The organism is Caulobacter sp. P1_D6 (genome assembly GCF_056406095.1).
In genome coordinates this window covers 1-22,871 of the sequence record NZ_JBFUAW010000041.1, presented here as the reverse complement: position 1 = coordinate 22,871, position 22,871 = coordinate 1, and the positions used below count along the sequence as shown (strand labels likewise).

The 22,871-nt window shown below is 69.2% G+C and carries 23 protein-coding genes, 1 tRNA gene and 1 pseudogene; 14 read left to right on the top strand and 11 right to left on the bottom strand.

Going from position 1 to position 22,871, the window contains the following annotated elements:
- Positions 1-192: 192 nt before the first annotated feature.
- Together AC1DYP_RS20415 and AC1DYP_RS20410 are read right to left on the bottom strand one after the other, a co-directional pair.
- Positions 193-483 (bottom strand): DUF167 family protein, encoded by a 291-nt coding sequence (locus AC1DYP_RS20415; RefSeq protein WP_477032294.1) that lies wholly within the window; start codon positions 481-483, stop codon positions 193-195.
- 3 nt (positions 484-486) lie between these two features.
- Complete coding sequence (locus AC1DYP_RS20410) at positions 487-813, bottom strand: YggT family protein (RefSeq protein ID WP_156390730.1); 327 nt, start codon at positions 811-813, stop codon at positions 487-489.
- Between the two features lie 124 nt (positions 814-937).
- Here AC1DYP_RS20410 and AC1DYP_RS20405 point away from each other — a divergent pair.
- The 4 genes from AC1DYP_RS20405 to AC1DYP_RS20390 all read left to right on the top strand — a co-directional run bounded on the left by AC1DYP_RS20405 (position 938) and on the right by AC1DYP_RS20390 (position 4,321).
- Positions 938-1,013, top strand: a tRNA-Ala gene (locus AC1DYP_RS20405).
- Between the two features lie 141 nt (positions 1,014-1,154).
- A complete protein-coding gene (locus tag AC1DYP_RS20400; protein ID WP_477047882.1) occupies positions 1,155-3,395 on the top strand; it encodes a penicillin acylase family protein in 2,241 nt (746 codons plus the stop codon).
- A gap of 60 nt (positions 3,396-3,455) precedes the next feature.
- Positions 3,456-3,917 (top strand): hypothetical protein, encoded by a 462-nt coding sequence (locus AC1DYP_RS20395; protein ID WP_477047881.1) that lies wholly within the window; start codon positions 3,456-3,458, stop codon positions 3,915-3,917.
- Between the two features lie 17 nt (positions 3,918-3,934).
- Positions 3,935-4,321, top strand: coding sequence for a hypothetical protein (locus AC1DYP_RS20390; protein ID WP_477032291.1), 387 nt, complete (start codon positions 3,935-3,937; stop codon positions 4,319-4,321).
- A gap of 12 nt (positions 4,322-4,333) precedes the next feature.
- Here AC1DYP_RS20390 and AC1DYP_RS20385 read toward each other — a convergent pair whose 3' ends face one another.
- Complete coding sequence (locus AC1DYP_RS20385) at positions 4,334-5,014, bottom strand: TetR/AcrR family transcriptional regulator (protein ID WP_477047880.1); 681 nt, start codon at positions 5,012-5,014, stop codon at positions 4,334-4,336.
- A gap of 42 nt (positions 5,015-5,056) precedes the next feature.
- Between AC1DYP_RS20385 and AC1DYP_RS20380 the strand changes: the two genes are divergently transcribed.
- Positions 5,057-5,692: an SRPBCC family protein gene (locus AC1DYP_RS20380; protein ID WP_477047879.1), complete on the top strand. Its 636-nt coding sequence runs from the start codon at positions 5,057-5,059 to the stop codon at positions 5,690-5,692.
- 86 nt (positions 5,693-5,778) lie between these two features.
- Here the strand turns inward: AC1DYP_RS20380 and AC1DYP_RS20375 are convergent, their stop codons facing one another.
- The 3 genes from AC1DYP_RS20375 to AC1DYP_RS20365 form a co-directional block, all read right to left on the bottom strand.
- Positions 5,779-7,008 carry an argininosuccinate synthase gene (locus tag AC1DYP_RS20375; RefSeq protein ID WP_477047878.1) on the bottom strand — a complete coding sequence of 410 codons (1,230 nt, stop codon included), beginning with the start codon at positions 7,006-7,008 and terminating at the stop codon, positions 5,779-5,781.
- Positions 7,009-7,096: 88 nt separating this feature from the next.
- Positions 7,097-7,456: a hypothetical protein gene (locus tag AC1DYP_RS20370; protein ID WP_477047877.1), complete on the bottom strand. Its 360-nt coding sequence runs from the start codon at positions 7,454-7,456 to the stop codon at positions 7,097-7,099.
- A gap of 1 nt (position 7,457) precedes the next feature.
- Complete coding sequence (locus AC1DYP_RS20365; RefSeq protein WP_477047876.1) at positions 7,458-9,416, bottom strand: potassium transporter Kup; 1,959 nt, start codon at positions 9,414-9,416, stop codon at positions 7,458-7,460.
- 205 nt (positions 9,417-9,621) lie between these two features.
- Here AC1DYP_RS20365 and AC1DYP_RS20360 point away from each other — a divergent pair, with 205 nt between their 5' ends.
- Both AC1DYP_RS20360 and AC1DYP_RS20355 read left to right on the top strand, forming a co-directional pair.
- Positions 9,622-10,059, top strand: coding sequence for an Rrf2 family transcriptional regulator (locus AC1DYP_RS20360; RefSeq protein WP_477047875.1), 438 nt, complete (start codon positions 9,622-9,624; stop codon positions 10,057-10,059).
- A 19-nt stretch (positions 10,060-10,078) separates the two neighbouring features.
- The gene (locus AC1DYP_RS20355; RefSeq protein ID WP_477047874.1) at positions 10,079-10,723 is read left to right on the top strand and encodes a hypothetical protein; all 645 of its coding nucleotides are present in this window, start codon (positions 10,079-10,081) and stop codon (positions 10,721-10,723) included.
- 17 nt (positions 10,724-10,740) lie between these two features.
- Here AC1DYP_RS20355 and AC1DYP_RS20350 read toward each other — a convergent pair whose 3' ends face one another.
- Positions 10,741-11,955 carry an MFS transporter gene (locus tag AC1DYP_RS20350; RefSeq protein ID WP_477047873.1) on the bottom strand — a complete coding sequence of 405 codons (1,215 nt, stop codon included), beginning with the start codon at positions 11,953-11,955 and terminating at the stop codon, positions 10,741-10,743.
- Between the two features lie 313 nt (positions 11,956-12,268).
- Here AC1DYP_RS20350 and AC1DYP_RS20345 point away from each other — a divergent pair, with 313 nt between their 5' ends.
- On the top strand, positions 12,269-12,874 hold the full coding sequence (locus AC1DYP_RS20345) for a flavodoxin family protein (RefSeq protein ID WP_477047872.1): 606 nt from the start codon (positions 12,269-12,271) through the stop codon (positions 12,872-12,874).
- Between the two features lie 173 nt (positions 12,875-13,047).
- On the opposite strand, the gene AC1DYP_RS20340 is transcribed toward AC1DYP_RS20345, so the two are convergent.
- Positions 13,048-13,902: a GIN domain-containing protein gene (locus tag AC1DYP_RS20340; RefSeq protein ID WP_477047871.1), complete on the bottom strand. Its 855-nt coding sequence runs from the start codon at positions 13,900-13,902 to the stop codon at positions 13,048-13,050.
- A gap of 184 nt (positions 13,903-14,086) precedes the next feature.
- Between AC1DYP_RS20340 and AC1DYP_RS20335 the strand changes: the two genes are divergently transcribed.
- Complete coding sequence (locus AC1DYP_RS20335) at positions 14,087-14,887, top strand: SDR family NAD(P)-dependent oxidoreductase (RefSeq protein WP_477032280.1); 801 nt, start codon at positions 14,087-14,089, stop codon at positions 14,885-14,887.
- On the opposite strand, the pseudogene AC1DYP_RS20330 reads toward AC1DYP_RS20335, so the two are convergent.
- A pseudogene (locus AC1DYP_RS20330) lies at positions 14,884-14,994 on the bottom strand (hypothetical protein); the annotation flags it as partial. The gene AC1DYP_RS20335 and the pseudogene AC1DYP_RS20330 overlap by 4 nt on opposite strands.
- A gap of 6 nt (positions 14,995-15,000) precedes the next feature.
- Positions 15,001-15,696: a MarC family protein gene (locus AC1DYP_RS20325; RefSeq protein ID WP_477047870.1), complete on the bottom strand. Its 696-nt coding sequence runs from the start codon at positions 15,694-15,696 to the stop codon at positions 15,001-15,003.
- A gap of 85 nt (positions 15,697-15,781) precedes the next feature.
- On the opposite strand from AC1DYP_RS20325, the gene pyrF reads away from it, so the two are divergent.
- Positions 15,782-16,471 (top strand): orotidine-5'-phosphate decarboxylase, encoded by a 690-nt coding sequence (gene pyrF, locus AC1DYP_RS20320; RefSeq protein WP_477047869.1) that lies wholly within the window; start codon positions 15,782-15,784, stop codon positions 16,469-16,471.
- A gap of 183 nt (positions 16,472-16,654) precedes the next feature.
- Here the strand turns inward: pyrF and AC1DYP_RS20315 are convergent, their stop codons facing one another.
- Entirely contained in the window at positions 16,655-16,879 is a 225-nt protein-coding gene (locus AC1DYP_RS20315; RefSeq protein ID WP_477047868.1) for a DUF1674 domain-containing protein, read from the bottom strand.
- A gap of 44 nt (positions 16,880-16,923) precedes the next feature.
- Here AC1DYP_RS20315 and AC1DYP_RS20310 point away from each other — a divergent pair, with 44 nt between their 5' ends.
- From AC1DYP_RS20310 to AC1DYP_RS20295, 4 genes are all read left to right on the top strand, one after another.
- On the top strand, positions 16,924-18,204 hold the full coding sequence (locus tag AC1DYP_RS20310) for an RsmB/NOP family class I SAM-dependent RNA methyltransferase (protein WP_477047867.1): 1,281 nt from the start codon (positions 16,924-16,926) through the stop codon (positions 18,202-18,204).
- A gap of 92 nt (positions 18,205-18,296) precedes the next feature.
- The gene (gene rpe / locus AC1DYP_RS20305; RefSeq protein ID WP_477047866.1) at positions 18,297-18,956 is read left to right on the top strand and encodes a ribulose-phosphate 3-epimerase; all 660 of its coding nucleotides are present in this window, start codon (positions 18,297-18,299) and stop codon (positions 18,954-18,956) included.
- A gap of 9 nt (positions 18,957-18,965) precedes the next feature.
- Complete coding sequence (locus AC1DYP_RS20300) at positions 18,966-20,744, top strand: heparinase II/III family protein (protein ID WP_477047865.1); 1,779 nt, start codon at positions 18,966-18,968, stop codon at positions 20,742-20,744.
- Positions 20,745-20,862: 118 nt separating this feature from the next.
- Entirely contained in the window at positions 20,863-22,602 is a 1,740-nt protein-coding gene (locus AC1DYP_RS20295; RefSeq protein ID WP_477047864.1) for a PAS domain S-box protein, read from the top strand.
- Positions 22,603-22,871 lie beyond the last annotated feature (269 nt).

The following is a 22,871-nucleotide window of genomic DNA, read 5'->3' as shown; positions in this document are numbered from 1 at the left end:
CGGCCCCCGCCACGCGTGAAGAGCCCATAGCATGAAACATCGTCGCTAAGAGGGGGTGAAAGAACCGGATTCGTTCGCGGCTTTTTCCTCGGACCACGGACCGAACCTGCCCCGGTTCGGGCTCCAGGCGGGCATTTTCAGATCGTCGGCGGCCGCGCGGTGAGATTTGTGATCACGCCTTGCCCAAACGTGTCACGAAACGGCCCCCGGCGGCGGCCCCAGGGCGCGCGCCAGCGACAACGCGTCGCAGTCGCCCACATCGACCAGCTTGAGCCGCGCCCCGGCGCCCGAGGCGATGGACAGGGAGGACTTGGGCACGCCCAGGGTCTTGGCCAGCAAAGCCAGCAGGGCGGCGTTGGCCGCGCCCTCGACCGGCGGGGCGGCGACCCGCACCTTCAGATAGGGCCGGCCGTCGCCGTCGACCGCCCAGCCGTCGATCGCCTCGCGCCCGCCGCGCGGGGTGAGGCGGACCGCCAGGCGCATGGCTTAATAGTAGCCGCCGCCGGTCAGGCCGATCAGGAACCGGAGCAGGCCCGGCAACAGGAAGGCCCGCACGCCGGTGATGATCAGCAGCACGATGATCGGGCTGATGTCGACGCCGCCCAGCGGCGGAATGATCCGCTGGAACGGCCGCAGCACCGGCGCCGTCACCCGGTCCAGCACGGTGCTGATCTGATAGACCACCCGGTTGCGCAGATTGATGATGTCGAAGGCCACCAGCCAGCTGAGCACGGCCGAGATGATGATCGCCCACCACAGCAGGCCCAGCAGCGCATCGAGGATGAAGAAGACGAATTTGAGGATGTCGACCATGAGCTTCCCGTCCAAGTGCACCGCTTCTTGCCGCGCCTTGACGGCGCTGGCAAGCAATGGCCGCCGATAGAGGCAACCGGGCGCTTGACGAGCCCGCCGGCCCAACGTATTTCCGCGCTTCCTTGGGGCCGTAGCTCAGATGGTAGAGCGCCTCGTTCGCAATGAGGAGGTCAGGGGTTCGATTCCCCTCGGCTCCACCAAGGACCTCCCCAACATCCCTTGATCGCCGCCGCGCCCGCTTTTCGCGCGACGCGCGCCTGATCGCATCCGGCGCTCGGACGGGTCTGGACAAGGCGCGGGCGGCGCCCGACGGTCCGCGTCCTGGATCGGGAGGGCGTGGTTTGCGTATCGGGACTCTGTTGCTGCTGTCGGCCGCCTGCGCGGCGCTTTCCGCGCCGACCCTGGCCGCGCCGACCCTGGCGGCCCCGGCCCTGACGGCGACACCCGCGGGCGACCTGGCCCGCCAGCGCGCCACGGCGGCGCGGGTGCGGATCGTCCGCGACGACTGGGGGATCGCCCACGTGCACGGCAAGAGCGACGCCGACGCGGTGTTCGGCATGGTCTACGCCCAGGCCGAGGACGACTTCAATCGGGTCGAGGCCAACTATCTGACCGCCCTGGGACGCACGGCCGAGGCTGAAGGCGAGAAGGCCGTCTGGCAGGACCTGCGGATGAAGCTGTTCGTCGATCCCGCCGACCTCCAGGCCCGCTACGCCAAGAGCCCCGCCTGGCTGAAGACGCTGATGGACGCCTGGGCCGACGGGCTGAACTTCTACCTGGCCACCCATCCGGACACGAAGCCGAAGGTCATCACCCGGTTCGAGCCGTGGATGGCGCTGAGCTTCACCGAGGGCAGCATCGGCGGCGACGTCGAGCGGATCTCGCTGGGCGAGCTGGAGGCCTTCTACGGCAAACCGCAGATGCAGGCCTCGGCGCAGGTGAAGGCCCGCGAGTTCGCCCAGGCCGTGGAATTCCGCGAACCCACCGGCTCGAACGGCTTCGCCATCGCCCCGTCCAACACCAAGGACGGCCACGCCCTGCTGCTGATCAACCCGCACACCTCGTTCTTCTTCCGCTCCGAACTGCAGATGAGCAGCGACGCGGGGCTGAACGCCTATGGCGCGGCGACCTGGGGCCAGTTCTTCGTCTATCAGGGCTTCAACGCCCATGCCGGCTGGATGCACACCTCCAGCACGGTCGACGTGGTGGACGAGTTCGCCGAGACGATCGTCCGCAAGGACGGCAAGCTGTTCTACAAGTACGGGAGCGAGGAACGGCCCGTGACCGTCTCGACCGTCGAGGTCCCCTACAAAGCGACCGACGGATCGCTGGCCAGAAAGACCTTCACGACCTACCGCACCCACCACGGCCCCATCGTCCGGGCGGCGGACGGCAAGTGGGTGGCCTTCGCCATGATGTACAAGCCGGTGGAGGCGCTGGAGCAGTCGTTCCGGCGCACCAAGGCGACCGACTACGCCAGCTTCCTGAAGGTGGCCGAGCTGAAGGCCAACTCCTCGAACAACACCCTGTTCGCCGACGACAAGGGCGAGGTCGCCTATCTGCACCCGCAGTTCATCCCCAAGCGTGACGACCGCTTCGACTACACCAAGCCGGTCGACGGCGCGGACCCGGCCACCGACTGGAACGGCCTGCACGCGCTGTCCGAGGCGCCGCATCTGAAGAACCCGCCCAACGGCTGGCTGATGAACACCAACAACTGGCCCTATTCGGCGGCCGGTCCCTACAGCCCCAGGCAGGCCGATTTCCCGCGCTACATGGACAGCGTCGGCGAGACGCCGCGCGGGGTCCACGCCACCCGTGTGCTGAGCGCCCGCAAGGACTTCACCCTGCCGACCCTGATACAAGCCGCCTACGATCCCTATCTGACCGCCTTCGCCGACCTGATCCCGACCCTGTCCAAGGCCTATGACGAAACGCCCGACGGCGACCCGGTCAAGGCGCGGCTAGCGCCCCAGATGGCGGCCCTGAAGGCCTGGGACCTGAAGTGGTCGGAAGGCTCCATCGAAACCTCTCTGGCGGTCTTCTGGGGCGAGGCCCTGTGGGCTAGGTCGTCCGCCGAAGCCAAGAAACAAGGCGTGTCGGTCTACAAGTACATGGCCGAGACCACGACGCCGGCCCAGAAGCTGGCGGCCCTGGCCGAGGCGTCGGACCGCCTGGCGGCCGACTTCGGCGACTGGCGCACGCCGTGGGGCCAGATCAACCGCTTCCAGCGCAACGACGGCGCCATCGTCCAGACCTTCGACGACGCCAAGGCCTCGATCCCCGTACCCTTCGCCTCGGGCCAGTGGGGCTCGCTGGCCTCGTTCGGGGCCAAGCGTTATCCGGGGACCAAGAAGTACTACGGAACCAGCGGCAACAGCTTCGTGGCCGTGGTCGAGTTCGGACCGAAGGTGAAGGCCCTGGCCGTGTCGGCCGGCGGCGAGAGCGGCGATCCGGCCTCCAAACACTTCGCCGACCAGGCGGAGCGCTACGCCAAGGGCGACCTGCGGACGGTCTATTTCTATCCAGACCAGCTGACGGGCCACGTCGAGCGGACCTATCGGCCCGGCGAAGTCAAATAACGAAGGTCGCTTGAGCCGGGCGCGGTTACAGCCCATGGTTGGTCCAGGGGGAGACGCCAGATGAGCCTTGTCCAAGCCGTCCGCACCATAGGCCGCGGCGCGAGCGTCGCCGGCCTGGCGCTTGTCCTGAGCGCGTGCGCGCTGTTCGCGCCGCCCTATGACGCCACCCTCGATCAGAAGACCACCAGCGCCTACGAGAGCGTGGCCAAGCTGGCGGCCCAGGCCGAGATGGGCCTCTACCAGGATAAGGCGACCTATCCGGGCGCGGTCGACACCTACGCCACCATCCAGGGGGCCCTGGCCGTGGTCGCCGTGCGCGCCGCCTCGGCGCCCGTCGCCGGCAAGCGGGCCGAGGACGCGCGCGACCAGACGGTCGGTTTCATCAAGGGCTGCAGCGCCCAGGTCTCGGGCCTGGCGGCGCTGCACAAGACCTACGGCGTCGTCCCGGGAACGGGGGCGACCACGGCCATGATGGTCAGCTGCGACCAGGCGGCCAAGGCCGTCGGCGCCATGAAGAACTAGGTTAGGGGCGGAAACCGATGGTCGACTTCGCGAACCTGCATATCGACAACGTGGACGAGCTGGTCTCGGCGCTGCAGGACGAACTGGGCGGGGTGTCCACCGAATGGTGGAACGCCAACAAGTCGGTGGTGGCCGGCTATCTGCGCAGCCTGGCCGAGGCGACGATGCAGACCCGCCTGGCCCTGGCCAACAACCAGATCCCGGCCGAGGCGGCCGACATGATCATGCGCAACCAGCAGCTGGCCTTCAACCAGACCCTGCAGTTCACCAAGTTCATGACCCTGGTCCTGGCCCAGCAGCTGCTGGACGCGACGTTCAAGCTGATCGGCTGGGTGATCTACAACAAGACCGGCGTGAACCTGGCCCCCAGTCTGGTGCAGCCGACCGGCGGGGCGACGGCCTGACGCGCGACATCCTCACCCACCCGTCGGACGGCTGGGCTGTTCGCCGAGCGGGCCGGCCTTTCGCGGCGTCGACACCTCTTTCAGATAGCCCACGCCGAGCGCGGTGAGGTGCTGCTTCAGTCCGTCGAAGGCGCTGAGGTCGGCGTGTCCTTCGATCGCCGCGCGTGTCGGCCCCACGAGGGACGCGATCAGCACGCCGCTCACCTCTTGAGCCTGCGCGAACCTCGCGTCGCTCGCGGTGACCAGCATGTCGTGCACGGCTCGGGCGCAGCGGGCCGACTCTTCCTTGACGATGGCGTCGGCGTTGACCAGCGCCGTCGGCAGATACAGCGCGCGCGAGACCTCCGGCCTTCGCGCCTTCGCCGTGACGAAGGCGTCCATCATCGCCGCGCACATCTCGGCCACCGATTTCCCGTGCGCCGACTGGCAGGCGGCGATCGTGGCGTCGACGACTTCGCCGATATGGCGCCTGACCACCGCCGCGAGCAGGGCGCGCTTGTTCGGAAAATATTGGTACACGGAGCCGACGGAAACGCCGGCCCGGTCGGCGATCTGGATCGTGGTGATCTTGTCGAGGCCCTCGGCCAGCAAAACCTGAATAGCCGCCTCGAAGATCGCGTCGATCGTGACGCGCGAACGTCGCTGTTGCGGCTTCTTCCTTGGGCTCAGCGGGTCGGGCCGATTGCGTTTCATATGCGAATAGCCCGCGGAACGGTTTCACCCACACTATCGTGCATGGACAAGCTCAGACATCGGTTTCGCTTCGCGCTGGCGCTCCTCGGCGTCCTGCTGCCTGGTCAAGGTCTGGGCCAGAGCCTGGCTTGTGAAAAGCCCGCCGGATTCATCAATCCGCATCGCCCGGACCTCGCGCCGCTCGAGGACTTGCTGAGCCACGTCGAGGAGATCGATGTCGCCCGGCCGTTCGCGGCCCCGCCTCTCAACCGCCCGCTGGAGGAAGCCATCCGGCCGACGAAGGACCTTCCGGGCGTGGCCGGGACGATCAGGCTGTCGGAGCAGGGTTATGGCGGCGTCGGCTCGCGCAGGCTGGTCTGCCTCACCGACGGATCCACGACCGTCGAAGAGGTGCTGCTGACCGAGGCGAGCGACGGCGGCCGACGCTTCAGGTACGTGGTCTGGAACTACACCAGCCCGAAGTTTCGCGACGTCGCCTACGCGGTGGGCGAAATCGTCAACACCCGACCCGCGTCTGGAATGACCCATGTCGCCTGGACGTATCGCTTCGCGCCGAAGAGCGGGCTCAGCGCCGAGGAAAGGCTTCGCTTCAGGCAGACCTTCATTGAGCAGCAGTTCGCGGCGTGGATGCGCAGCCAGTTGGAAAGCGGCAAAGCGGCCTCCGAGGCGGCGCCCTGACGGCGCGGGCCATGGGTCGACAGCAGTCCGACAAAAAAACCCCGCCGTCGCCGGCGGGGCTTTCTCATGTCGAAGGGCCGTGAGGCCTAGCCGCCGCGCTGGTCGCGCTTGGCCAGGACACGCAGGCGCAGGGCGTTGAGCTTGATGAAGCCGCCGGCGTCGCGGTGATCGTAGGCGACCTTGCCCTCCTCGAATGTGACCAGATCCTGGTCGTAGAGGCTGTAGGGGCTGGTGCGGCCGATGACCGAGACGTTGCCCTTGTAGAGCTTGACCCGCACCTGGCCGGCCACCTTGGCCTGGCTGTAGTCGATGGCGGCCTGCAGCATCTCGCGCTCGGGGGCGAACCAGAAGCCGTTATAGACCAGCGATGCGTACTTCGGCATCAGCTCGTCCTTCAGGTGCATGGCGCCGCGATCCAGGGTGATCGACTCGATGCCGCGGTGGGCGGCCAGCAGGATGGTGCCGCCCGGGGTCTCGTAGACGCCGCGCGACTTCATGCCGACGAAACGGTTCTCGACCAGGTCCAGGCGACCGATGCCGTTGTCGCGGCCCAGCTCGTTCAGCTTGGTCAGCAGGGTGGCCGGGCTCATCTTGACGCCGTCGATGGCGACCGGATCGCCTTTCTCGAAGTCGATGGTGATCACGGTCGCCTTGTCCGGCGCGTCTTCCGGCGCGATCGTGCGCATGTGGACGAACTCGGGCGCCTCGACGGCCGGATCCTCGAGGACCTTACCTTCCGAGCTGGAGTGCAGCAGGTTGGCGTCGACGCTGAACGGCGCCTCGCCGCGCTTGTCCTTGGCGATCTGGATCTGGTGCTTCTCGGCGAAATCCAGCAGGGCCTCGCGGGACTTGAAGTCCCACTCGCGCCAGGGGGCGATCACGTGGATGTCGGGCTCCAGGCCGTAGTAGCCGAGTTCGAAGCGGACCTGGTCGTTGCCCTTGCCGGTCGCGCCGTGGCTGACGGCGTCGGCGCCCATCTTGCGGGCGATCTCGATCTGCTTCTTGGCGATCAGCGGACGGGCGATCGAGGTGCCCAGCAGGTACTGGCCCTCATAGACCGTGTTGGCCCGGAACATCGGGAACACGAAGTCGCGCACGAACTCCTCGCGCACGTCCTCGATGAAGATGTTCTCCGGCTTGACCCCGGCGGCCAGGGCCTTGGCCCGCGCCGGCTCGATTTCCTCGCCCTGGCCCAGGTCGGCGGTGAAGGTGATGACCTCCGCGCCGTATTCGGTCTGCAGCCACTTGAGGATGATCGAGGTGTCGAGGCCGCCCGAATAGGCGAGCACGACCTTCTTCACGGGCTTGGTGGCCATGAGCGGGATCCTTCAGAGAAACACAAAGTCGCGGGGCGTTTAGCGCGGTTTCAGCTGTATTGAAACGGCGCCCTGCGAAGAACTGATGTCAGAGCTTGATCTGGCCTTCGGCGGCCAGCTGATTGAGGGCGCGGCGCACCTGGGCCAGGTGCGCCGTCGCGAAGATCGCCGCCAGCATGGCCCGCACGCACAGCAGGATGATCCCGACGTTCAGGTCCACCGGCCGGCGGCTCTCGACCAGCAGCCACAGGCTGAGCAGGAAGGCGAAGGTCGGCAGCGAGGCCAGGGCCACGGCGCGCGGCGCTCGCCACACGGTCTTGCCCGACGGCGACCACAGGACCGGCACCAGCACGTCCCGGACCTTGCCCCAGGCCATGCGCGAGGCGCCGCCCATGATCGACAGGGCCAGCAGCCACAGGATGTCGCCCAGGACGGCGAGAATACCCATCCTAGACCGTCACCTGCGCGCCCAGTTCGACGACGCGGCCGGGCGGGATCTTGAAGAAGTCGGTCGGGTTGGTGGCGTTCTTCATCAGGAAGATGAAGATCCGGTCCTGCCAGAGCGGCATGCCGCTGTTGGCCGACGGCACGATCGAGCGGCGGCCCAGGAAGAAGCTGGTGGCCATGATGTCGAACTTCAGCCCTTGCTGCTTGCGAAGGATGGCCAGGGCCTTGGGCACGTTCGGGCTTTCCATGAAGCCGTAGAAGATCTCGACCTTCTTGAAGTCGGCGTTGATCGCCTGGGTGCGGACGCGGTCCTCGTCGTTGACGCGCGGCGTCTCGGCCGTGCGGACGGTCAGCACCACGTTGCGCTCGTGCAGCACCTTGTTGTGCTTGAGGTTGTGCATGAGGGCGACCGGGGTCATGTCCGGGTCGGAGGTCAGGAAGATCGCCGTGCCGGGGGCGCGGTGCGGCGCGCGGGCCCGCAGGATCTCCATCAGGTCAACCAGGGGAACGCTGTCGCGGCGGGTCTTGTCGGTCAGGATCTGGGCGCCGCGCGTCCAGGTCCACATGATCAGCACCAGCACCGCGCCGAACACCAGCGGCAGCCAGGCGCCGTCCGGGATCTTCAGCGCGTTGGAAGCGATGAACACCAAGTCGATCACGGCCAGCGGAACCAGCAGGGCGGCCGTCTGCCAGAGGTTCCACTTCCACACCAGGCGCAGCACCACATAGGCCAGCAGGGTGTCGACGAACATCGCGCCGGTCACGGCGATGCCGTAGGCGCTGGCCAGCTTGTGCGAGCTCTGGAACATGACCAGCAGGACCAGCACGCCGATCAGCAGGAAGGTGTTGACCGCCGGGACATAGATCTGGCCGGCCTGGGTCTCGGAGGTGCGCTTGATGTCCAGGCGCGGCAGCAGGCCCAGCTGCACCGCTTGCTGGGTCATCGAGAAGGCGCCGGTGATCACCGCCTGGCTGGCGATGACCGTGGCCACGGTGGCCATCAGCAGCACCGGCCAGTAGGCGATGGTCGGGACCATGTCCCAGAACGGATTGTGCCGCGAGGCGGGGTGGTCCAGCACCAGCGAGCCCTGGCCCAGATAGTTCAAGGCCAGGCAGGGGAAGGCCAGGTACAGCCAAGCCGCCTGGATCGGCTTCTTCCCGAAGTGGCCCATGTCGGCGTACAGCGCCTCGGCGCCGGTCACCGCCAGGAACACGCTGCCCAGGATCACGAAGCCCAGGAAGCCGTTCTCCAGCAGGAAGCGCACCCCGTACCAGGGATTGAAGGCCCGCAGGATCGACAGGTCGTCGGCCAGGTGGAACAGGCCCAGCGCGCCCAGGATCAGGAACCAGGCGGCCATGACCGGCCCGAACAGGGCGGCCATGCGGTGCGTGCCCTTGGCCTGGACCAGGAACAGCGCCACCAGGATGCCGGCCGAGATCGGCAGGATGTAGGGCGTCAGGGCGTGGCCGACGTGCGGCGCGTCCTTCATGCCCTCGACCGCCGACAGCACCGAGATGGCCGGGGTGATGATGCCGTCGCCGTAGAACAGCGCGGCCCCGATCACGCCCAGGAAGAACACCGCCGTCGAGCGTTTGCCGCCCGCCTTGCCCAGGGCTTTCTGGGCCAGGGCCATCAGGGCCAGGGTGCCGCCCTCGCCCTTGTTGTCGGCCCGCATGAAGAAGATCACGTACTTGATCGTGACGAACAGGGTCAGGGTCCACAGCACCAGCGACACCACCCCCAGCACGGCGTGCTCGGTGGCGGTGGTGCTGCGCGAATGGGCCAGGGCCTCGCGCATGGCGTACAGCGGGCTGGTGCCGATGTCGCCGAACACGACGCCCACGGCGCCGAGCGCAAGCGCGATGAAGCCGTGCCCTTTCGGGTCATGGCCAGCTTGCGGAGGGACGTCACACGGGGCGGCGCTGTCGGAAGCGGGAGCGCCAGAGGCTTCGGAAGCCATTCAATCCCTCCGGGGTCGCCCTCGCAAAACGCGGTGCGGAGCCCCATATCGATCAAGCGGGGCGCGATACACCCAATCCTGCTCCGGTTCAATCGCGACCTGAAGCAGGATAACGACGATAGTTTTTGCCTCCGGCGGTTTTTCGCCGCCGACAGTTTTTGATTGAACGCACGAGCGACGTCCGTAAGGGTCCTGCCACAGAAAAATGTCAGACAGTCAGAAATTCCCCGTCGCCGCGCACGCCCTGGCCTATCTGGCGCACAAGAACGCCTTTTCGGCTGACCGTGCGGTGGCCAGCGCCGAGCTCGCCGCCTCGGTTCCGACCAACCCGGTCGTGGTGCGTCGCGTGACCGCCATGCTCGGCAAGGCGGGGCTGATCGGCGCGCGCGCGGGCGCCAACGGCGGGGCCTGGCTGCTCAAGCCGCCCGAGACCATCACCCTGGACGTCGTCCTGCGGGCCGTGAACGGCTGCGCCCACCTCGGCGTCGCCCCCAAGGGCGTCAAGGGCTGCCCGGTCGGCGAAAAGATTCCAGACGCGGTGCGCGGGGCGATGATCGCCGCCGACACCGCCGTGGCCGAGCGACTGTCGCAGATCTCCGTGGCCGACCTGCTGGCCGGGGCGTCGGTCGAGGCCGCGGCCTGAATCTTATCGAGAGCGGTTGATGACTCTGAACGAATTGCGGGCGGAACTCGTCCAGCGTAGCGCACTTATCGTTCACTGCACCCGCCTCGGCAGAAGCGCGAACATTGTAAATCCACCGCCGATCTTTCCCGAAGACTTGACGGCCACGATCCGGGATTTGAACGATAACGCCAGGGAGATTTGCTGCTCCGTCATCTGGCCGGATCACATCAAGACGTTCGGCGATGTGGGCATCGTAGTTTTGCCTCGAGATACGACCTCGATTATCCGGATCGACAACGACGACGGCGGGTCCGAATGGGACGAGAAGTTGCAGAGGCGGATCGGGAAGGGCGTACCCTTTTCGCGAACCGCCGTATCGGAAACTTTTTCCAAGCCGTTGGCGCATCACAACGAATGGAGCGTCAGAAACGCGGACGTCGTGGGTCTCTACGTAAACCCGGTCGATCTGTTGACAGTGCTTAGGGTACCCAGCGCGGATATCTTCGCGGACCTGCCCGACGAACTCCGACCCGAGCCCGTTCCGGAGCCGGACGAGATCGGGCTGGAGGAGCTGCGAAAGATCTTTCCCGACCTCCCGATTTACACTTTTCGGAATGATCGCCTGGTCGAGTACTTCATCGAAGAGCACGCCTTCAGGGAGGCCGCGAGCCCCTACCGCTGACTGACCAACGGATAGGGCTATTCAGCCGCCGCCAGCCGCAGCCGCTGCGAGCGCACGTCCAGCGCCGCCACGATCCAGATCGCGAAACCGCCCAGGGCCAGGGCCGCGCCGACATAGCCCGTCGAGGCCCAGCCGTAGCCGGCGGCGATCGCCAGCCCGCCCAGCCAGGGACCCAGGGCGTTGGCGAAGTTGAAGGCCGAGTGGTTCATAGCGGCCGCCAGGGTCTGGGCGTCGCCGGCCACGTCCATCAGCCGGGTCTGCAGCACCGCGCCCAGCCCGCCGCCGCAGCCGATCAGGAACACCACCGGGATCAGGGTCCACAGGCTGCCGGTGGCCATCGGATAGAGGACCAGGGCGCCGGCGCTCCACAGCAGCACGCCGCCGATGGCCGGGATCTGGGCGCGATCGGCGGCCCAGGCGCAGGCCAGGGTCCCCACCGTCATGCCGGCCCCGAACACCGCCAGCACCATCGGCAGGGCCGCCGAGGCGTGGGTCACCTCGCGCATGGTCGAGGCCAGGTAGGTGTAGACGCAGAACATGCCGCCAAAGCCGATCGCGCCGATCCCCAGGGTCAGCCACACGCGTCCCCGACCCAGGGCGCCCAGCTCGCGCAGGGGGCTGGCCCCGGCGTCGGCCGGCGCGCGCGGGGCGAAGATGTAGACCGCCGTGGCGGTCATGGCGGCCAGCACGGCGACGATCACGAAGCCCCAGCGCCAGCCGATCCACTGGCCGACCACATTGGCCATCGGCACCCCGACGATGGTCGCCACGGTCAGGCCGATCATCACCATGGCCACCGACTGGGCCCTTCGCTCGGGCGGGGAGACGCTGGCGGCGACCAGGGCCGCGACGCCGAAATAGGCCCCGTGCGGCAGGCCGCTGAAGAACCGGAAGGCCAGCATCCAGCCGAAGGTCGGCGCCAGGGCGCTGAGCAGATTGCCGACCGCGAACACCGCCATCAGGGCCACCAGGATGATCCGGCGCGGCAGGCGGGCGGCCAGCACGGCGATCACCGGCGCGCCGACCACCACGCCCAGGGCGTAGGCGCTGATCGCGTGGCCGGCCGTCGGAGCGTCGACGCCCAGGCTGGCGGCGAAGTCGGGCAGCAGGCTCATCGAAGCGAATTCGGTGGTGCCGATCGCGAACCCGCCCAGGGCCAGGGCGGCCAGCACCAGGCCGGGCGCGTGGACCTTCACCTGTTTTACGTCGTCGAGCAGTGGGCTGGAGCTCATGGTCGCCGCCTTTTCGATACACACGCCGCAGGACGGCTCCGGACGCGCCCGCGACGGCGCGCCTTCAGCTGATGCTTGGTTGCAAGATTATCCCGCTAGATGGGATAATGACAACGTTGTCACAAGATTGAACCGGCGATCAGACCGCATATTCCGTCGTTCGCCCGAAACCGACCCCATCGCCGCTGAAACGGTTTGCAGAATAACTGCACCCGCGACTGTTGCCGATCCTCTGGAAACCCGGGAAGCCGTGATTACGTAATCGTCACGGTTTCAGTTGCGAAACCGCCAACCAATTTCAGGGCTCACGACAATGACCAAGGTCGCCATCGTCTATCACTCGGGTTACGGCCACACCGCCGTCCTGGCCGACAAGATCGCCGAAGGCGTCCGCGACGCCGGCCAGACCCCGGTGCTGCTCAAGATCGACAACGCCGCCCAGGACTTCGCGCCGCTGATCGAGCAGATCACCGAGGCCGACGCCGTGGTGTTCGGCGCGCCGACCTACATGGGCGACGTCTCGGGCGTGTTCAAAGTGTTCGCCGACGCCACCGCCGGCGTGTTCTTCACCGGCGCCTGGAAGGACAAGCTGGCCGCGGGCTTCACCAACTCGCACAGCTTCTCGGGCGACAAGGGCCACGCGCTGGAAAGCCTGACCATCCTGGCCGCCCAGCACGGCATGAACTGGGTGAACCTGGGCCTGGCCCCTCCTGGCGTGACCGCCGCCGAACGCGGCCCCGACACGATCAACCGCGTCGGCTCGTTCATCGGCCTGGCCGCCCAGTCGGACAACGCCTCGCCCGAGATCACCCCGCCGGCCGGCGACCGCGAGACCGCCCGCCTGTTCGGCGTCCGCATCGCGCAAGCCGCCGTCCGCTGGACGCGCGGCGCCCAGCCGGCGCTGAGCCAAGCGGCCTAACCCACAGCCCGTCCTTCGCTATCCCCCAGCTCGAAGGACGGGCCCGCGGCGCTCCGGCGCCGCCAGAGGGGACGCTTGAGCCCGAGCGTCCCCTCTCCTCCCTCGCGCAGCGAGGAAGTGTCACGGCGCGGATACGCGTCGTGACGAAGGGGGCCATCGCCGCCCTTAAAGCCTTACGGCCCGACGACGATCTCGCCGGAGCCGGCGACCGACTTGCTGACAGGGCCCTCGGCCTTGGCGACCGTCACCTTGCCGGAACCCGAGACCGAGGCCGCGACCTTGCCGGCCACGCCGTTGAAGGCGACCTCGCCCGAGCCCAGGATGCTGACCTCGACCTCGGTCGACCGACCACCCGCCACGGTGACTCGGCCCGGTCCAGCCACATGGGCCTCGAACTTCCGGCCCACGCTGGCCGCCGTCACGCCGCCCGAACCGGCGACGAAGATCTCCAGGTCGCCGGCGACGTCCTGGATCGTCAGATGTCCCGAGTCGGCGATGTGGACCTCGACCTCGCCGGCCCGGCCGGCCTTGGTGTCGCCCGGTCCTGCCTGGTTCAGCTCGAACTCGCCCTTGACGTCGGCCACCGTCCAGTCGCCGCAGCCGGCGTTGGACAGTTCCAGGCTGTCGGCGCGGCCGACGCTGCCGAACACCGCGCCGCTGGTCGCCAGCTCGACGTTCATCGGCGCATGGATCACCACCTGCGGCATGTCGGCCCATTCCACGTCGCCGAGGCCGCTCACCTCGATGACGGGCTTGCCGCCCTCGACATTGCATCCCTTGATGCGATCGCCCTCGCCCCCGACGCCCGCCAGCCCGCCGTCGATCACGATGCGCGATCCCGACCCGCTGACCTTCAGCGGCAGCTTGGGATTGGCGTTCTGGATCTCGACCTTCACGTCGTTCCGCGCCTCGGGGATCACCGTGACGCGCGCGGCGGCGTTGGTGATGTTGACCGCCGGTTCGGCCGAGGCGACGCCGGCGAGGCCCAAGGCGGCGGCGCTCACGGCCAGGATCGAAAATGCGCGCATGCTTCACTCTCTCGAAAAGGTGCGGGCAGAGATAACGACGGCTCCGGCGGGAGACGACTTAATTCGAGGTCATGACCCCGACGTCATGTTCGGCCCTGGGGTCCGCCTCCCCGCCTTGAACCAAATCACCGGCCGTGCTCGACTCCGGCGAAGTTTCGCATCCTTCGCCCTGGACACACGCCGCATGGCTCGCCGTCTCGCCCTGATCACCGGCGCCTCCGCCGGCATCGGGGCCGCCTTCGCCCGGATCTACGCCAGCCACGGCTATGACGTGGCCCTGACCGCGCGCCGGCTGGACCGGCTGGAGGCCCTGGCCGCCGAGATCCGCCTGCGGTTCGGCGTCGAGGCCTATCCGATCGCCGCCGACCTGGCCGAGCCCGACGCCGTCGACAAGGTGCTGGCCGCCGTCGAGGCCGAGGGGCGGGTGGTCGACGCCCTGGTCAACAACGCCGGCTACGGCCTGCCCGGCGCCTACGCCCAGACCACCTGGGCCGACCAGAACGCCTTCCTGCAGGTGCTTTTGGTCTCGGTCTGCGGCCTGACCCACAAGGTGCTGCCGGGCATGGTCGAGCGCGGCTTCGGCCGCATCGTCAACGTCGCCTCCCTGGCGGGCCTGGCCCCCGGCGCGGCCGGCCACACGCTGTATGCGGCGACCAAGAGCTTCCTGGTGAAGTTCTCCCAGAGCCTGCACCTGGAGACGCAAGGCGCCGGCGTCCACGTCAGCGCCCTGTGCCCGGGCTTCACCTATTCGGAATTCCACGACGTCAACGGCACCCGCGCCCAGGTCAGCCAGTCGCTGCCGACCTGGCTGTGGTTGGGCGCCGACGAGGTGGCCGCCGCCGGCTACGAGGCCGCCGAGGCCAACCGCGCCGTCTGCGTGCCGGGTTCGCCCAACAAGGCCATCGCGGTGTTGGCCAAGCTGGTCCCCGACGACTGGGCGCTGGCGCTGATGGCCAGCCAGGGGTCGCGGTTCAGGAAGGTCTAGCGCCCTGCGTCCTTCGAGGCCCGCTGCGCGGGCGCCTCAGGATGAGGAGCGTTGCTACTGAATTCCTCATCCTGAGGTGCGTGGCGAAGCCGAGCCTCGAAGGACGCACGGCCCTACCGATGCTCGGCGTACGGCGCCTTGGCGTCGGCCCGGATCAGCCCCCGCGTCGCATCCCCCACGCCGATCAGCACGAACTGCACCGCCAGGGCGCAGAGGATCAGGCCCAGCACCCGCACCACGATGCTCATGCCGATCCGGCCCAGCACGCGGCTGATGATCGGCGAGGCCCAGAAAGTCGCGACCAGCACCAGGGCCACCGCGACGATCACACCGCAACCCAGCGCCATGCCGGCCAGGCCGAAGCTCTTGGCCTCGCTGGCGTAGATGATCACCGTCGAGATCGCGCCCGGCCCGATCAGCAGCGGCATGGCGAACGGCACGATCAGCCGCTCGAACCGCTGCTTGGCGTAGACCCGCGCCGACTGGCCCTCGATGCCCTCGGCCGCGTCGGCGAACATGGTGGTGAAGTCGTCGCGCACCATGTCCAGGCCCAGAATGAACAGGATGATGCCGCCGGCGATGCGGAAGGCCGGCATCGAGATGCCGAAGAACTCGAGCAGCGACACGCCGGTGAAGTAGAAGAAGATCAGGAAGGCGGCGACGAACAGGCCGATATAGACCGCCACCATCCGGCGGCCGGCGGCGGCGGCGCCCAGGGTCGCGGCGGCGAACAGCGGCACGTTGCCGATCGGGTCGATCAGGGCGAACAGGGCGACGAAGAAGTTGACGGCGAGTTCTGCCTGGCTCATTCGACGTGCTTAGCCTTCAATTCGCGCGGATCCGCGTCCTTCTTAGGGTGATGCGAGCGCGCGCGCCAACCCCAGGGGTTCACTGATGACCGCCGACCCACGCCTGATCCTGCCGCTCGACCTGCCCAGCACAGCCGAGGCCCGCCAGATGGTCGAGACGTTGGGCGACGCGGTGTCGTTCTACAAGATCGGCCTGGAGCTGTTGGCCACCGACGGCATGGCCCTGGCGCGCGAACTGAAGGGCGAGGGCAAGCAGATCTTCCTGGACTGGAAGCTGCACGACATCGGCGCGACCGTGGAGCGCTCGGCCCGGGTGCTGGCCGGGGCCGGCTGCGACCTGCTGACCGTCCACGCCGAGCCGCAGGTGATGCAGGCGGCGGTCAAGGCCAAGGCCGGGTCGGACTTGAAGATCCTGGCCGTCACCGTGCTGACCAGCCTGACCGACGCCGACCTGATCGAGATGGGCTACGCGTTCTCGGCCCGCGACCTGGTCGCGCGGCGTATCCGGCAGGCGGTGGAGTGCGGCGTCGACGGCATCGTCTCCTCGCCGCAGGAGGCCGCCCTGGCCCGCGAGATCGCCGGACCGGACTTCCTGGTGGTGACGCCGGGCGTGCGCCCCTTCTGGTCGGCCAAGAACGACCAGGCCCGCGCCGCCACCCCGGCCGACGCTCTGAAGGCCGGCGCCAGCCACCTGGTCTGCGGCCGCCCGATCACGGCGGCGAACGATCCCCGCGAGGCGGCGCTGAAGGTGGTGGCGGAGATGGCGGGCCACTAAGGTTCGTCATTTAACCACCGTCATCCTCGGACTTGTTCCGAGGACCCCTCCTTCAACCGCGAAGAAGGAGGACGGTGGATCGGTGAGACCGCCGCGAACCTCAACCGGCAGCGTGGCGGACCGAGGGGTCCTCGGAACAAGTCCGAGGATGACGGTCCTTAAAAAGGCCCACCCGCGTAGGGGCTAGAAATCCACCGCCACGCCCTTGCGCTCCCAGTCGCCGAACCGCGTCGGCTCCGGCCCGTCGCGGCCGCCCTCCTCCGTCGGAAGTGCCGCCGCGTGTTCGGCCGCGCGGCGGGCGGCGGCCTCTTCCAGCGCGCGCTTGGCGGCGGGGGTGAGCGGCTTGTCGGGGGCCGCGCCGGGCGGCAGATCGGTCTCGGACATGGCGTTCGCATAGCACCATTTCATCCAAAAGGCTTGCGCTCGCCGTCGCCTCGGGGCACGGCGAGCGGGTGACTCAGGAACTCAATGACGGCCTCCCGGCACGGGAAGGCGCCCTCGCCCTCATCGACGCGGCCCTGTCGCGTCGCGGCGGGCTCGACGAAGCCGCTTCGGCCAACGCTTTCCGCTTCCTCGAACCGCGGGAGCGCGCCTTCGCGCGCGCCCTGGCCATGGCCGCGCTGCGCCACCTCGGCCCCATCGACCGGGCCCTGGCCGGCAAGCTGGCCAAGGAGCCGCCGCCGCGCGTGCGCAACCTGCTGCGCCTGGGCGCGACCCAGGCCTTCTTCCTGGAAGTGCCCGCCTTCGCCGCCGTCGCCACCAGCGTCGAGCTGGCCAACGCCAACAAGGCCAGCCGCCCGTTCAAGGGCCTGGTCAACGCCGTGCTGCGCGGCCTGCTGCGCGACGGCGCCCTGTCGGACGCCTCGGAGCACCTGGCCCCGCCCTGGCTCTACGCCCGCTGGACCAGCGCCTACGGCAAGGAGACCGCCGACGCGGTCGCCGCCCAGATCGGCTTCGAGCCGGCCACCGACCTGTCCCTGAAGCCCGACTTCGACGCGACCGCCCTGGCGGCCGAGCTGGAAGGCGAGATCCTGCCCGGCGGCACGCTGCGCACCGAGCGTCGGGGCGACGTCTCGGCCTGGCCGGCCTTCGAGGACGGCGTCTGGTGGATCCAGGACGCCGCCGCCGCCGTCCCCGCCCGCCTGCTGAACCTGAAGGCCGGCGAGACCGCGCTGGACCTCTGCGCCGCGCCCGGCGGCAAGACCATGCAGATGGTCGCGGCCCGCGCCCAGGTGGTGGCCGTCGACCGCTCGCCCGCGCGACTGGGCCGCGTCACCGAGAACCTGGCCCGCATGCACATGACCGCCGAGGTCGTCGCCGCCGACGCCGGCGTGTGGGAGGACACCCGCGCCTTCGACGCCGTGTTGCTGGACGCCCCGTGCTCGGCCACCGGCACCTTCCGCCGCCACCCGGATGTTCTCTGGGCCGCCCGTCCCGGCGACGTGGCCAGCCTGGCCGGCGTGCAGAGCAAGCTGCTCGACAGCGCCGCCGGCCGGCTCAAGCCCGGCGGCCGCCTGGTCTACTGCGTGTGCTCGCTGGAGTCCGAAGAGGGCGAGGCCCAGGTCGAGGCCTTCCTGGCCCGTCGCCCGGACATGGCCCTGGACCCGATCGCCCCGGAGGAAGGCGGCGCCCCCGCCGCCAGCCTGACGCCGCGCGGCACGCTGCGCATCCTGCCCCACCACCGCCAAGGCGGGCTGGACGGCTTCTTCGCGGCGCGGTTCGTGAAGCTCTGATCGCTGAGACGTGAGAGGCGAAAAACGCCGCAAACCCGCACGCGGCAACGGGCTCGCTTGTAGCGCGAGGCCAAGCCCGTTAAGCCATGGGCATGACTGCGCCGCTGATCGCCCCGTCCATCCTCGCGTCCGACTTCGCCAAGCTTGGCGAAGAGGTCGCCGCCATCGAGGCGGCCGGCGCCGACTGGGTGCATGTCGACGTGATGGACGGCCATTTCGTGCCCAACATCACGCTCGGCCCGGACATCGTCAAAGCGATTCGGCCGCACGCCAAGATCCCGTTCGACGTCCACCTGATGATCAGTCCGGCCGATCCGTATCTGGAGGCCTTCCGCGCCGCCGGGGCCGACCTGATCAGCATCCACCCGGAAGCCGGCCCCCACCTGCACCGCTCCCTCAAGCGCATCCGCGAACTGGGGGCCAAGGCCGGGGTGGTGTTCAATCCCTCGACCTCGATCGACCATGTGGAGTGGATCCTCGAGGACGTCGACCTGCTGCTGGTGATGTCGGTCAATCCCGGCTTCGGCGGCCAGAGCTTCATTCCGGGCCAACTGCGCAAGGTCGAGGCCCTGCGCAGGATGGTCGACCAGCGGGGACTGGACGTCATCATCGAGGTCGATGGCGGCGTCACCCCGGCCACCGCCCCGCAGTGCGTGGCGGCGGGGGCCACGGCCCTGGTCGCCGGCTCGGCGGTGTTCAAGGGCGGGCCCTCCGCCTATGCCGGCAACATCCGCGCCCTGAAGGGCGGCTGATCCAGCGGCATGGAGGGGGCTCCCGCGACAGGTTCCGCCCGTAAGTCCTCCGCCCTGGCCGGCGGCCCCTCCGGCCGTGCTCATGGGGCCCGCGGACGCGCCGCGCGCACCAAGGGCGTGGTCCTCAAGGCGCTCGGCGCCTCGATCAAGAGCAACCTCGAACGCGAATGGTTCGGTTCGCCGCCGCACCGCGCCGCGATCAGCCGACCCCGCCCGGTCGGCCTAGCCGCCCGTCCGCACGATCCGCGCCCCGTCGATGTCGAGCGCGGACGCCAGCTGCTCGACGGCGTGCTGGTGCTGGACGGCGGCGCCGTGCGGCTGGGCGAGACCGGCGACCCGTTCGACCAGGCCAGCCCGACCCGCCAGTTCGCCACCGCCCTGCACGGCTTCGACTGGCTGCCGGACCTGCTGGCGGCCGGGCCCGGCTCGGCTCGCCTGGCCCTGCGGCTGCTGCAGGACTGGCGTCGGGTGTTCGGGGTCTGGAACGCGTTCTCGTGGAGCGGCGAGCGGCTGGAGCGGCGCACCTTCCACCTGGCCTGCGCCGCCCGCGCCCTGTCGCCCGAAGCCTCCGACGCCGAGATCTCGGCCATGGCGCTGGACATCGCCCGCGGCGCGCGCCAGCTGCTCAAGGCCTCCGACGCCCCGCACCGCAAGCTGGAACGGGCCGTGGTCGTGACGATCGCCGGCTGCGCCCTGACCGGCAAGGCCAGCGACCGGCTGATGGTCCAAGGCCTCAAGCGGGTCAACGCGCTGCTGGACGTCATCGTCCTGCCCGACGGCGGCCACGCCAGCCGCTCGCCCGAGGCCGGGCTGGAGCTGCTGTTCGACCTGCTGACCCTGGACGACGCCCTGGGCCAGCGCGGCCGTCCGCCGCCCGAGTTCCTGACCCGCGCCATCGACCGCCTGAGCTCGTCGGTGCGCTTCTTCGCCCTGGCCGACGGCCATCTGGCGGCCTTCCAGGGCGGCGAGGCGATCGAGCCGCGTCGGATCGCGGCGGCCCTGGCCCATGACGACCACGGCCCGCGCCCGCCCCAGACCGCGCCGCATGTCGGCTATCAGAAGATGCAGGGCGGCAGCATCCAGGTGATGGCCGACGCCGGTCCGCCGGCCACGGGCGCGCTCAGCGTCACCGCCTGCGCCCAGCCCGCCGCCGTCGAGATCGTGTTCGGCAAGGACCGGCTGATCACCAGCTGCGGCTGGAGCCCCGAGGCGACCGGCGCCAACGCCTTCCGGCTGTCCGGCGCGGCCTCGACCGTCTCGGTGGGCGACGGCTCGGCCGGGCGGCCGCTGTCAGGCTGGCGCTCCGACGCCCTGGGCCCCTGGCTGGTCGACGGCGCCACCGACGTCGAGGTCAAGCGCCACGACGCCGACACCGGGGTGTGGCTGGACATCATCCACGACGGCTGGCGTCGCCTGGGCCTGACCCACGCTCGCCGCCTGTATCTGGACCTCAAGGCCGACGAGCTGCGCGGCGAGGACAGCCTGATCCCGATAGGCTCGGCCAACGCCGATGGTCCGCGCCGCTACCTGCCGTTCTCGGTCACCTTCCACCTGCATCCGGACGCCCGCGCCTCGCTGGCCCGCGACGGCAAGAGCGTGCTGATCAAGGGGCCCTCCAATGTCGGCTGGTGGCTGCGCAACGACGCGGTCGACGTGGCCATCACGCCGTCCGCCTATTTCGACCACGGCCTGTCGCGTCCCGCCGGCGCGATCGTGCTCAAGAGCCAGGTCCGACCCGAGAAGGGCGCCAAGATCCGCTGGAAGCTGGCGCGGGCGGCGGATCACTAGGCCCTGGTGAGCGGCCCGCCTGCGACATTACGCCCCACGCGCGCGCCGAGCCGTGGAATTCACAGCCCCCACCCCGTCCTGTAGCTCTCTTCGACCGCGTCGGCTGGAGGGAGGGCAGATGTCGAACCTCGCCGCGCTGCAGCCCATCCTGCGCACCGCCATAGATCCCGTCGTGGTGATGGACGCCCGGGGCGTGATCCTCGACTGGAGCGCCCGCGCCGAAACGGCGTTCGGCTGGGAGCGCGCCGAGATCCTGGGCCGGGAACTGGTCGAGGTGCTGGCCCCGCTCCAACACCAGGCGACCTATCGCCAGCTCCTGCTGCGACGGCTGGCCCTGGCCGAGCCGCCGGCCGAGCGCCAGACGTCCCAGCTGATGGCCGTGCGCAAGGACGGGGTCGAGATCCCGATCGAGGTGTCGCTCGCCGCGTTCGGAGACCCGGAAGACAGCCTCGTCCTCGGCTTCATCCGCGACATCACCGACCGCGTCGAGGTCCATGACCGCCTGGCGGCCAGCGAGGCGCGCTTTCGGGCCGCGATCGGCGCGGTGGACGGGGTCCTGTGGACCAACGACGCCTCGGGCCGGATGGTCGGAGACCAGCCCGGCTGGGCCAGCCTGACCGGCCAGAGCTTCGAACAGTACCAGGGCTTCGGCTGGGCCGACGCGGTCCATCCCGACGACGCCGAACCAACCGTCCAGGCCTGGAACGCCGCCGTCGAGAAGGGCGGCCCCTTCAATTTCGAGCACCGGCTGCGTCGCCATGACGGCGTCTGGCGCGACTTCGCGATCCGCGCCGTCGCGGTGCTGGAGGCCGACGGTTCGATCCGCGAATGGATCGGCGTCCACACCGACATCACAGAGCGCAAGCGCGCCGAGGAGCGCCTGCGCGAGGGCGAGGCCCGGTTCCGGGCCATGGCCGACTCCGCGCCGGCCCCGGTCTGGATGACCTCGGCCGAAGGCGGGGTCACCTTCGCCAACGAAGCCTTCGCCGAATTCGCCGGCGTCGAGGCCGACGCCCTGCTGGGCGACGCCTGGATCCGCATGATCCATCCGGACGACATCCTCGGCGTTGGAGCCAAGCGGGCGGCGGCGCGCGGCGCGCCGGAGGGTCCACGCGCCTATGGCTTCGAGGCCCGGTTCCTGTGCGGCGACGGCCTCTACCGCTGGATGGTGGCCAACGCCCGCCCGCAGATCGACGCCCGGGGCCAGTTCCAGGGCTATATCGGCATGGCCATGGACATGACCGAGACCAAGACGGCCGAGGCCCGCCAGCGGCTGCTGATCAACGAGCTGAACCACCGGGTCAAGAACACCCTGGCCTCGATCCAGTCGATCGTCCGCCAGACGCTGCGGCCGGAGGAGACGCCGGTGCAGGTGCGCGAGCGGCTGATCGGAAGGCTGCTGGCGATGTCGGCCGCCCACGACGTGCTGACCCGCGAGAGCTGGGAGGGCGCGGCGCTGGACGACATCGTGCGCCAGGGCCTGGCCCCGTTCGTCGATGACCAGGATCCGGGGCAGGATCCCGGCCGGGTCTCGATCAGCGGGCCCAGCCTGCGGGTCGGGGCCAGCACCGCCCTGTCCCTGGCCCTGGCCGTGCACGAGCTGGCCACCAACGCGGCCAAGTACGGCGCCCTGTCGACCCCGGCCGGGAAGGTGACCATCGCCTGGGAGCAGACCAGCGAGGACCGGGCGATCTTGACCTGGACCGAGCGTGACGGACCCCCGGTGCGGCCGCCGGAGCGCAAGGGCTTCGGCACCCGGCTGCTGGATCGCGGCCTGGCCGGCGACCTGGGCGGCCGGCCGGAGCTGACCTTCGCCGCCGAGGGCGTGCGGGCGGTGCTGCCGGTGCGGCTGGGCTAGGGCAAACGCTCACGCTATTCGGCGCTAGAGCGCGGAAATCGCACGCCTAAAACTTTATTCCCCTCACCCTTTCGCGGCGCCGATATCCTGTTCCCACCTCGCCGCAGGGAAAGGGCGCATGGCCAGCGACCGATGCGGCGGCGGGGGGCGATCGAGCGGGACTGGGCTGGAGGGGGTTACTTCAGCGTGTCCGGGGACTCCTGTCGTTGGGGAGCCCGCCCGCCGTCGGCGTCGAACGGGGATAAAGCGCGTGTATTGCCCATTGGCCC

Bases quoted from the DNA above. Each gene is read 5' to 3' on its own strand.
- AC1DYP_RS20365 (WP_477047876.1), bottom strand. From the start codon at position 9,416: ATGGCTTCCGAAGCCTCTGGCGCTCCCGCTTCCGACAGCGCCGCCCCG.
- AC1DYP_RS20300 (WP_477047865.1), top strand. From the start codon at position 18,966: ATGGAGGGGGCTCCCGCGACAGGTTCCGCCCGTAAGTCCTCCGCCCTG.
- AC1DYP_RS20410 (WP_156390730.1), bottom strand. From the start codon at position 813: ATGGTCGACATCCTCAAATTCGTCTTCTTCATCCTCGATGCGCTGCTG.
- AC1DYP_RS20370 (WP_477047877.1), bottom strand. From the start codon at position 7,456: ATGGGTATTCTCGCCGTCCTGGGCGACATCCTGTGGCTGCTGGCCCTG.
- AC1DYP_RS20325 (WP_477047870.1), bottom strand. From the start codon at position 15,696: ATGAGCCAGGCAGAACTCGCCGTCAACTTCTTCGTCGCCCTGTTCGCC.
- AC1DYP_RS20355 (WP_477047874.1), top strand. From the start codon at position 10,079: ATGACTCTGAACGAATTGCGGGCGGAACTCGTCCAGCGTAGCGCACTT.
- AC1DYP_RS20395 (WP_477047881.1), top strand. From the start codon at position 3,456: ATGAGCCTTGTCCAAGCCGTCCGCACCATAGGCCGCGGCGCGAGCGTC.
- AC1DYP_RS20315 (WP_477047868.1), bottom strand. From the start codon at position 16,879: ATGAAATGGTGCTATGCGAACGCCATGTCCGAGACCGATCTGCCGCCC.
- AC1DYP_RS20375 (WP_477047878.1), bottom strand. From the start codon at position 7,008: ATGGCCACCAAGCCCGTGAAGAAGGTCGTGCTCGCCTATTCGGGCGGC.
- AC1DYP_RS20335 (WP_477032280.1), top strand. From the start codon at position 14,087: ATGGCTCGCCGTCTCGCCCTGATCACCGGCGCCTCCGCCGGCATCGGG.
- AC1DYP_RS20345 (WP_477047872.1), top strand. From the start codon at position 12,269: ATGACCAAGGTCGCCATCGTCTATCACTCGGGTTACGGCCACACCGCC.
- AC1DYP_RS20350 (WP_477047873.1), bottom strand. From the start codon at position 11,955: ATGAGCTCCAGCCCACTGCTCGACGACGTAAAACAGGTGAAGGTCCAC.
- rpe (WP_477047866.1), top strand. From the start codon at position 18,297: ATGACTGCGCCGCTGATCGCCCCGTCCATCCTCGCGTCCGACTTCGCC.
- AC1DYP_RS20390 (WP_477032291.1), top strand. From the start codon at position 3,935: ATGGTCGACTTCGCGAACCTGCATATCGACAACGTGGACGAGCTGGTC.
- AC1DYP_RS20360 (WP_477047875.1), top strand. From the start codon at position 9,622: ATGTCAGACAGTCAGAAATTCCCCGTCGCCGCGCACGCCCTGGCCTAT.
- AC1DYP_RS20415 (WP_477032294.1), bottom strand. From the start codon at position 483: ATGCGCCTGGCGGTCCGCCTCACCCCGCGCGGCGGGCGCGAGGCGATC.
- AC1DYP_RS20385 (WP_477047880.1), bottom strand. From the start codon at position 5,014: ATGAAACGCAATCGGCCCGACCCGCTGAGCCCAAGGAAGAAGCCGCAA.
- AC1DYP_RS20380 (WP_477047879.1), top strand. From the start codon at position 5,057: ATGGACAAGCTCAGACATCGGTTTCGCTTCGCGCTGGCGCTCCTCGGC.
- AC1DYP_RS20340 (WP_477047871.1), bottom strand. From the start codon at position 13,902: ATGCGCGCATTTTCGATCCTGGCCGTGAGCGCCGCCGCCTTGGGCCTC.
- pyrF (WP_477047869.1), top strand. From the start codon at position 15,782: ATGACCGCCGACCCACGCCTGATCCTGCCGCTCGACCTGCCCAGCACA.
- AC1DYP_RS20295 (WP_477047864.1), top strand. From the start codon at position 20,863: ATGTCGAACCTCGCCGCGCTGCAGCCCATCCTGCGCACCGCCATAGAT.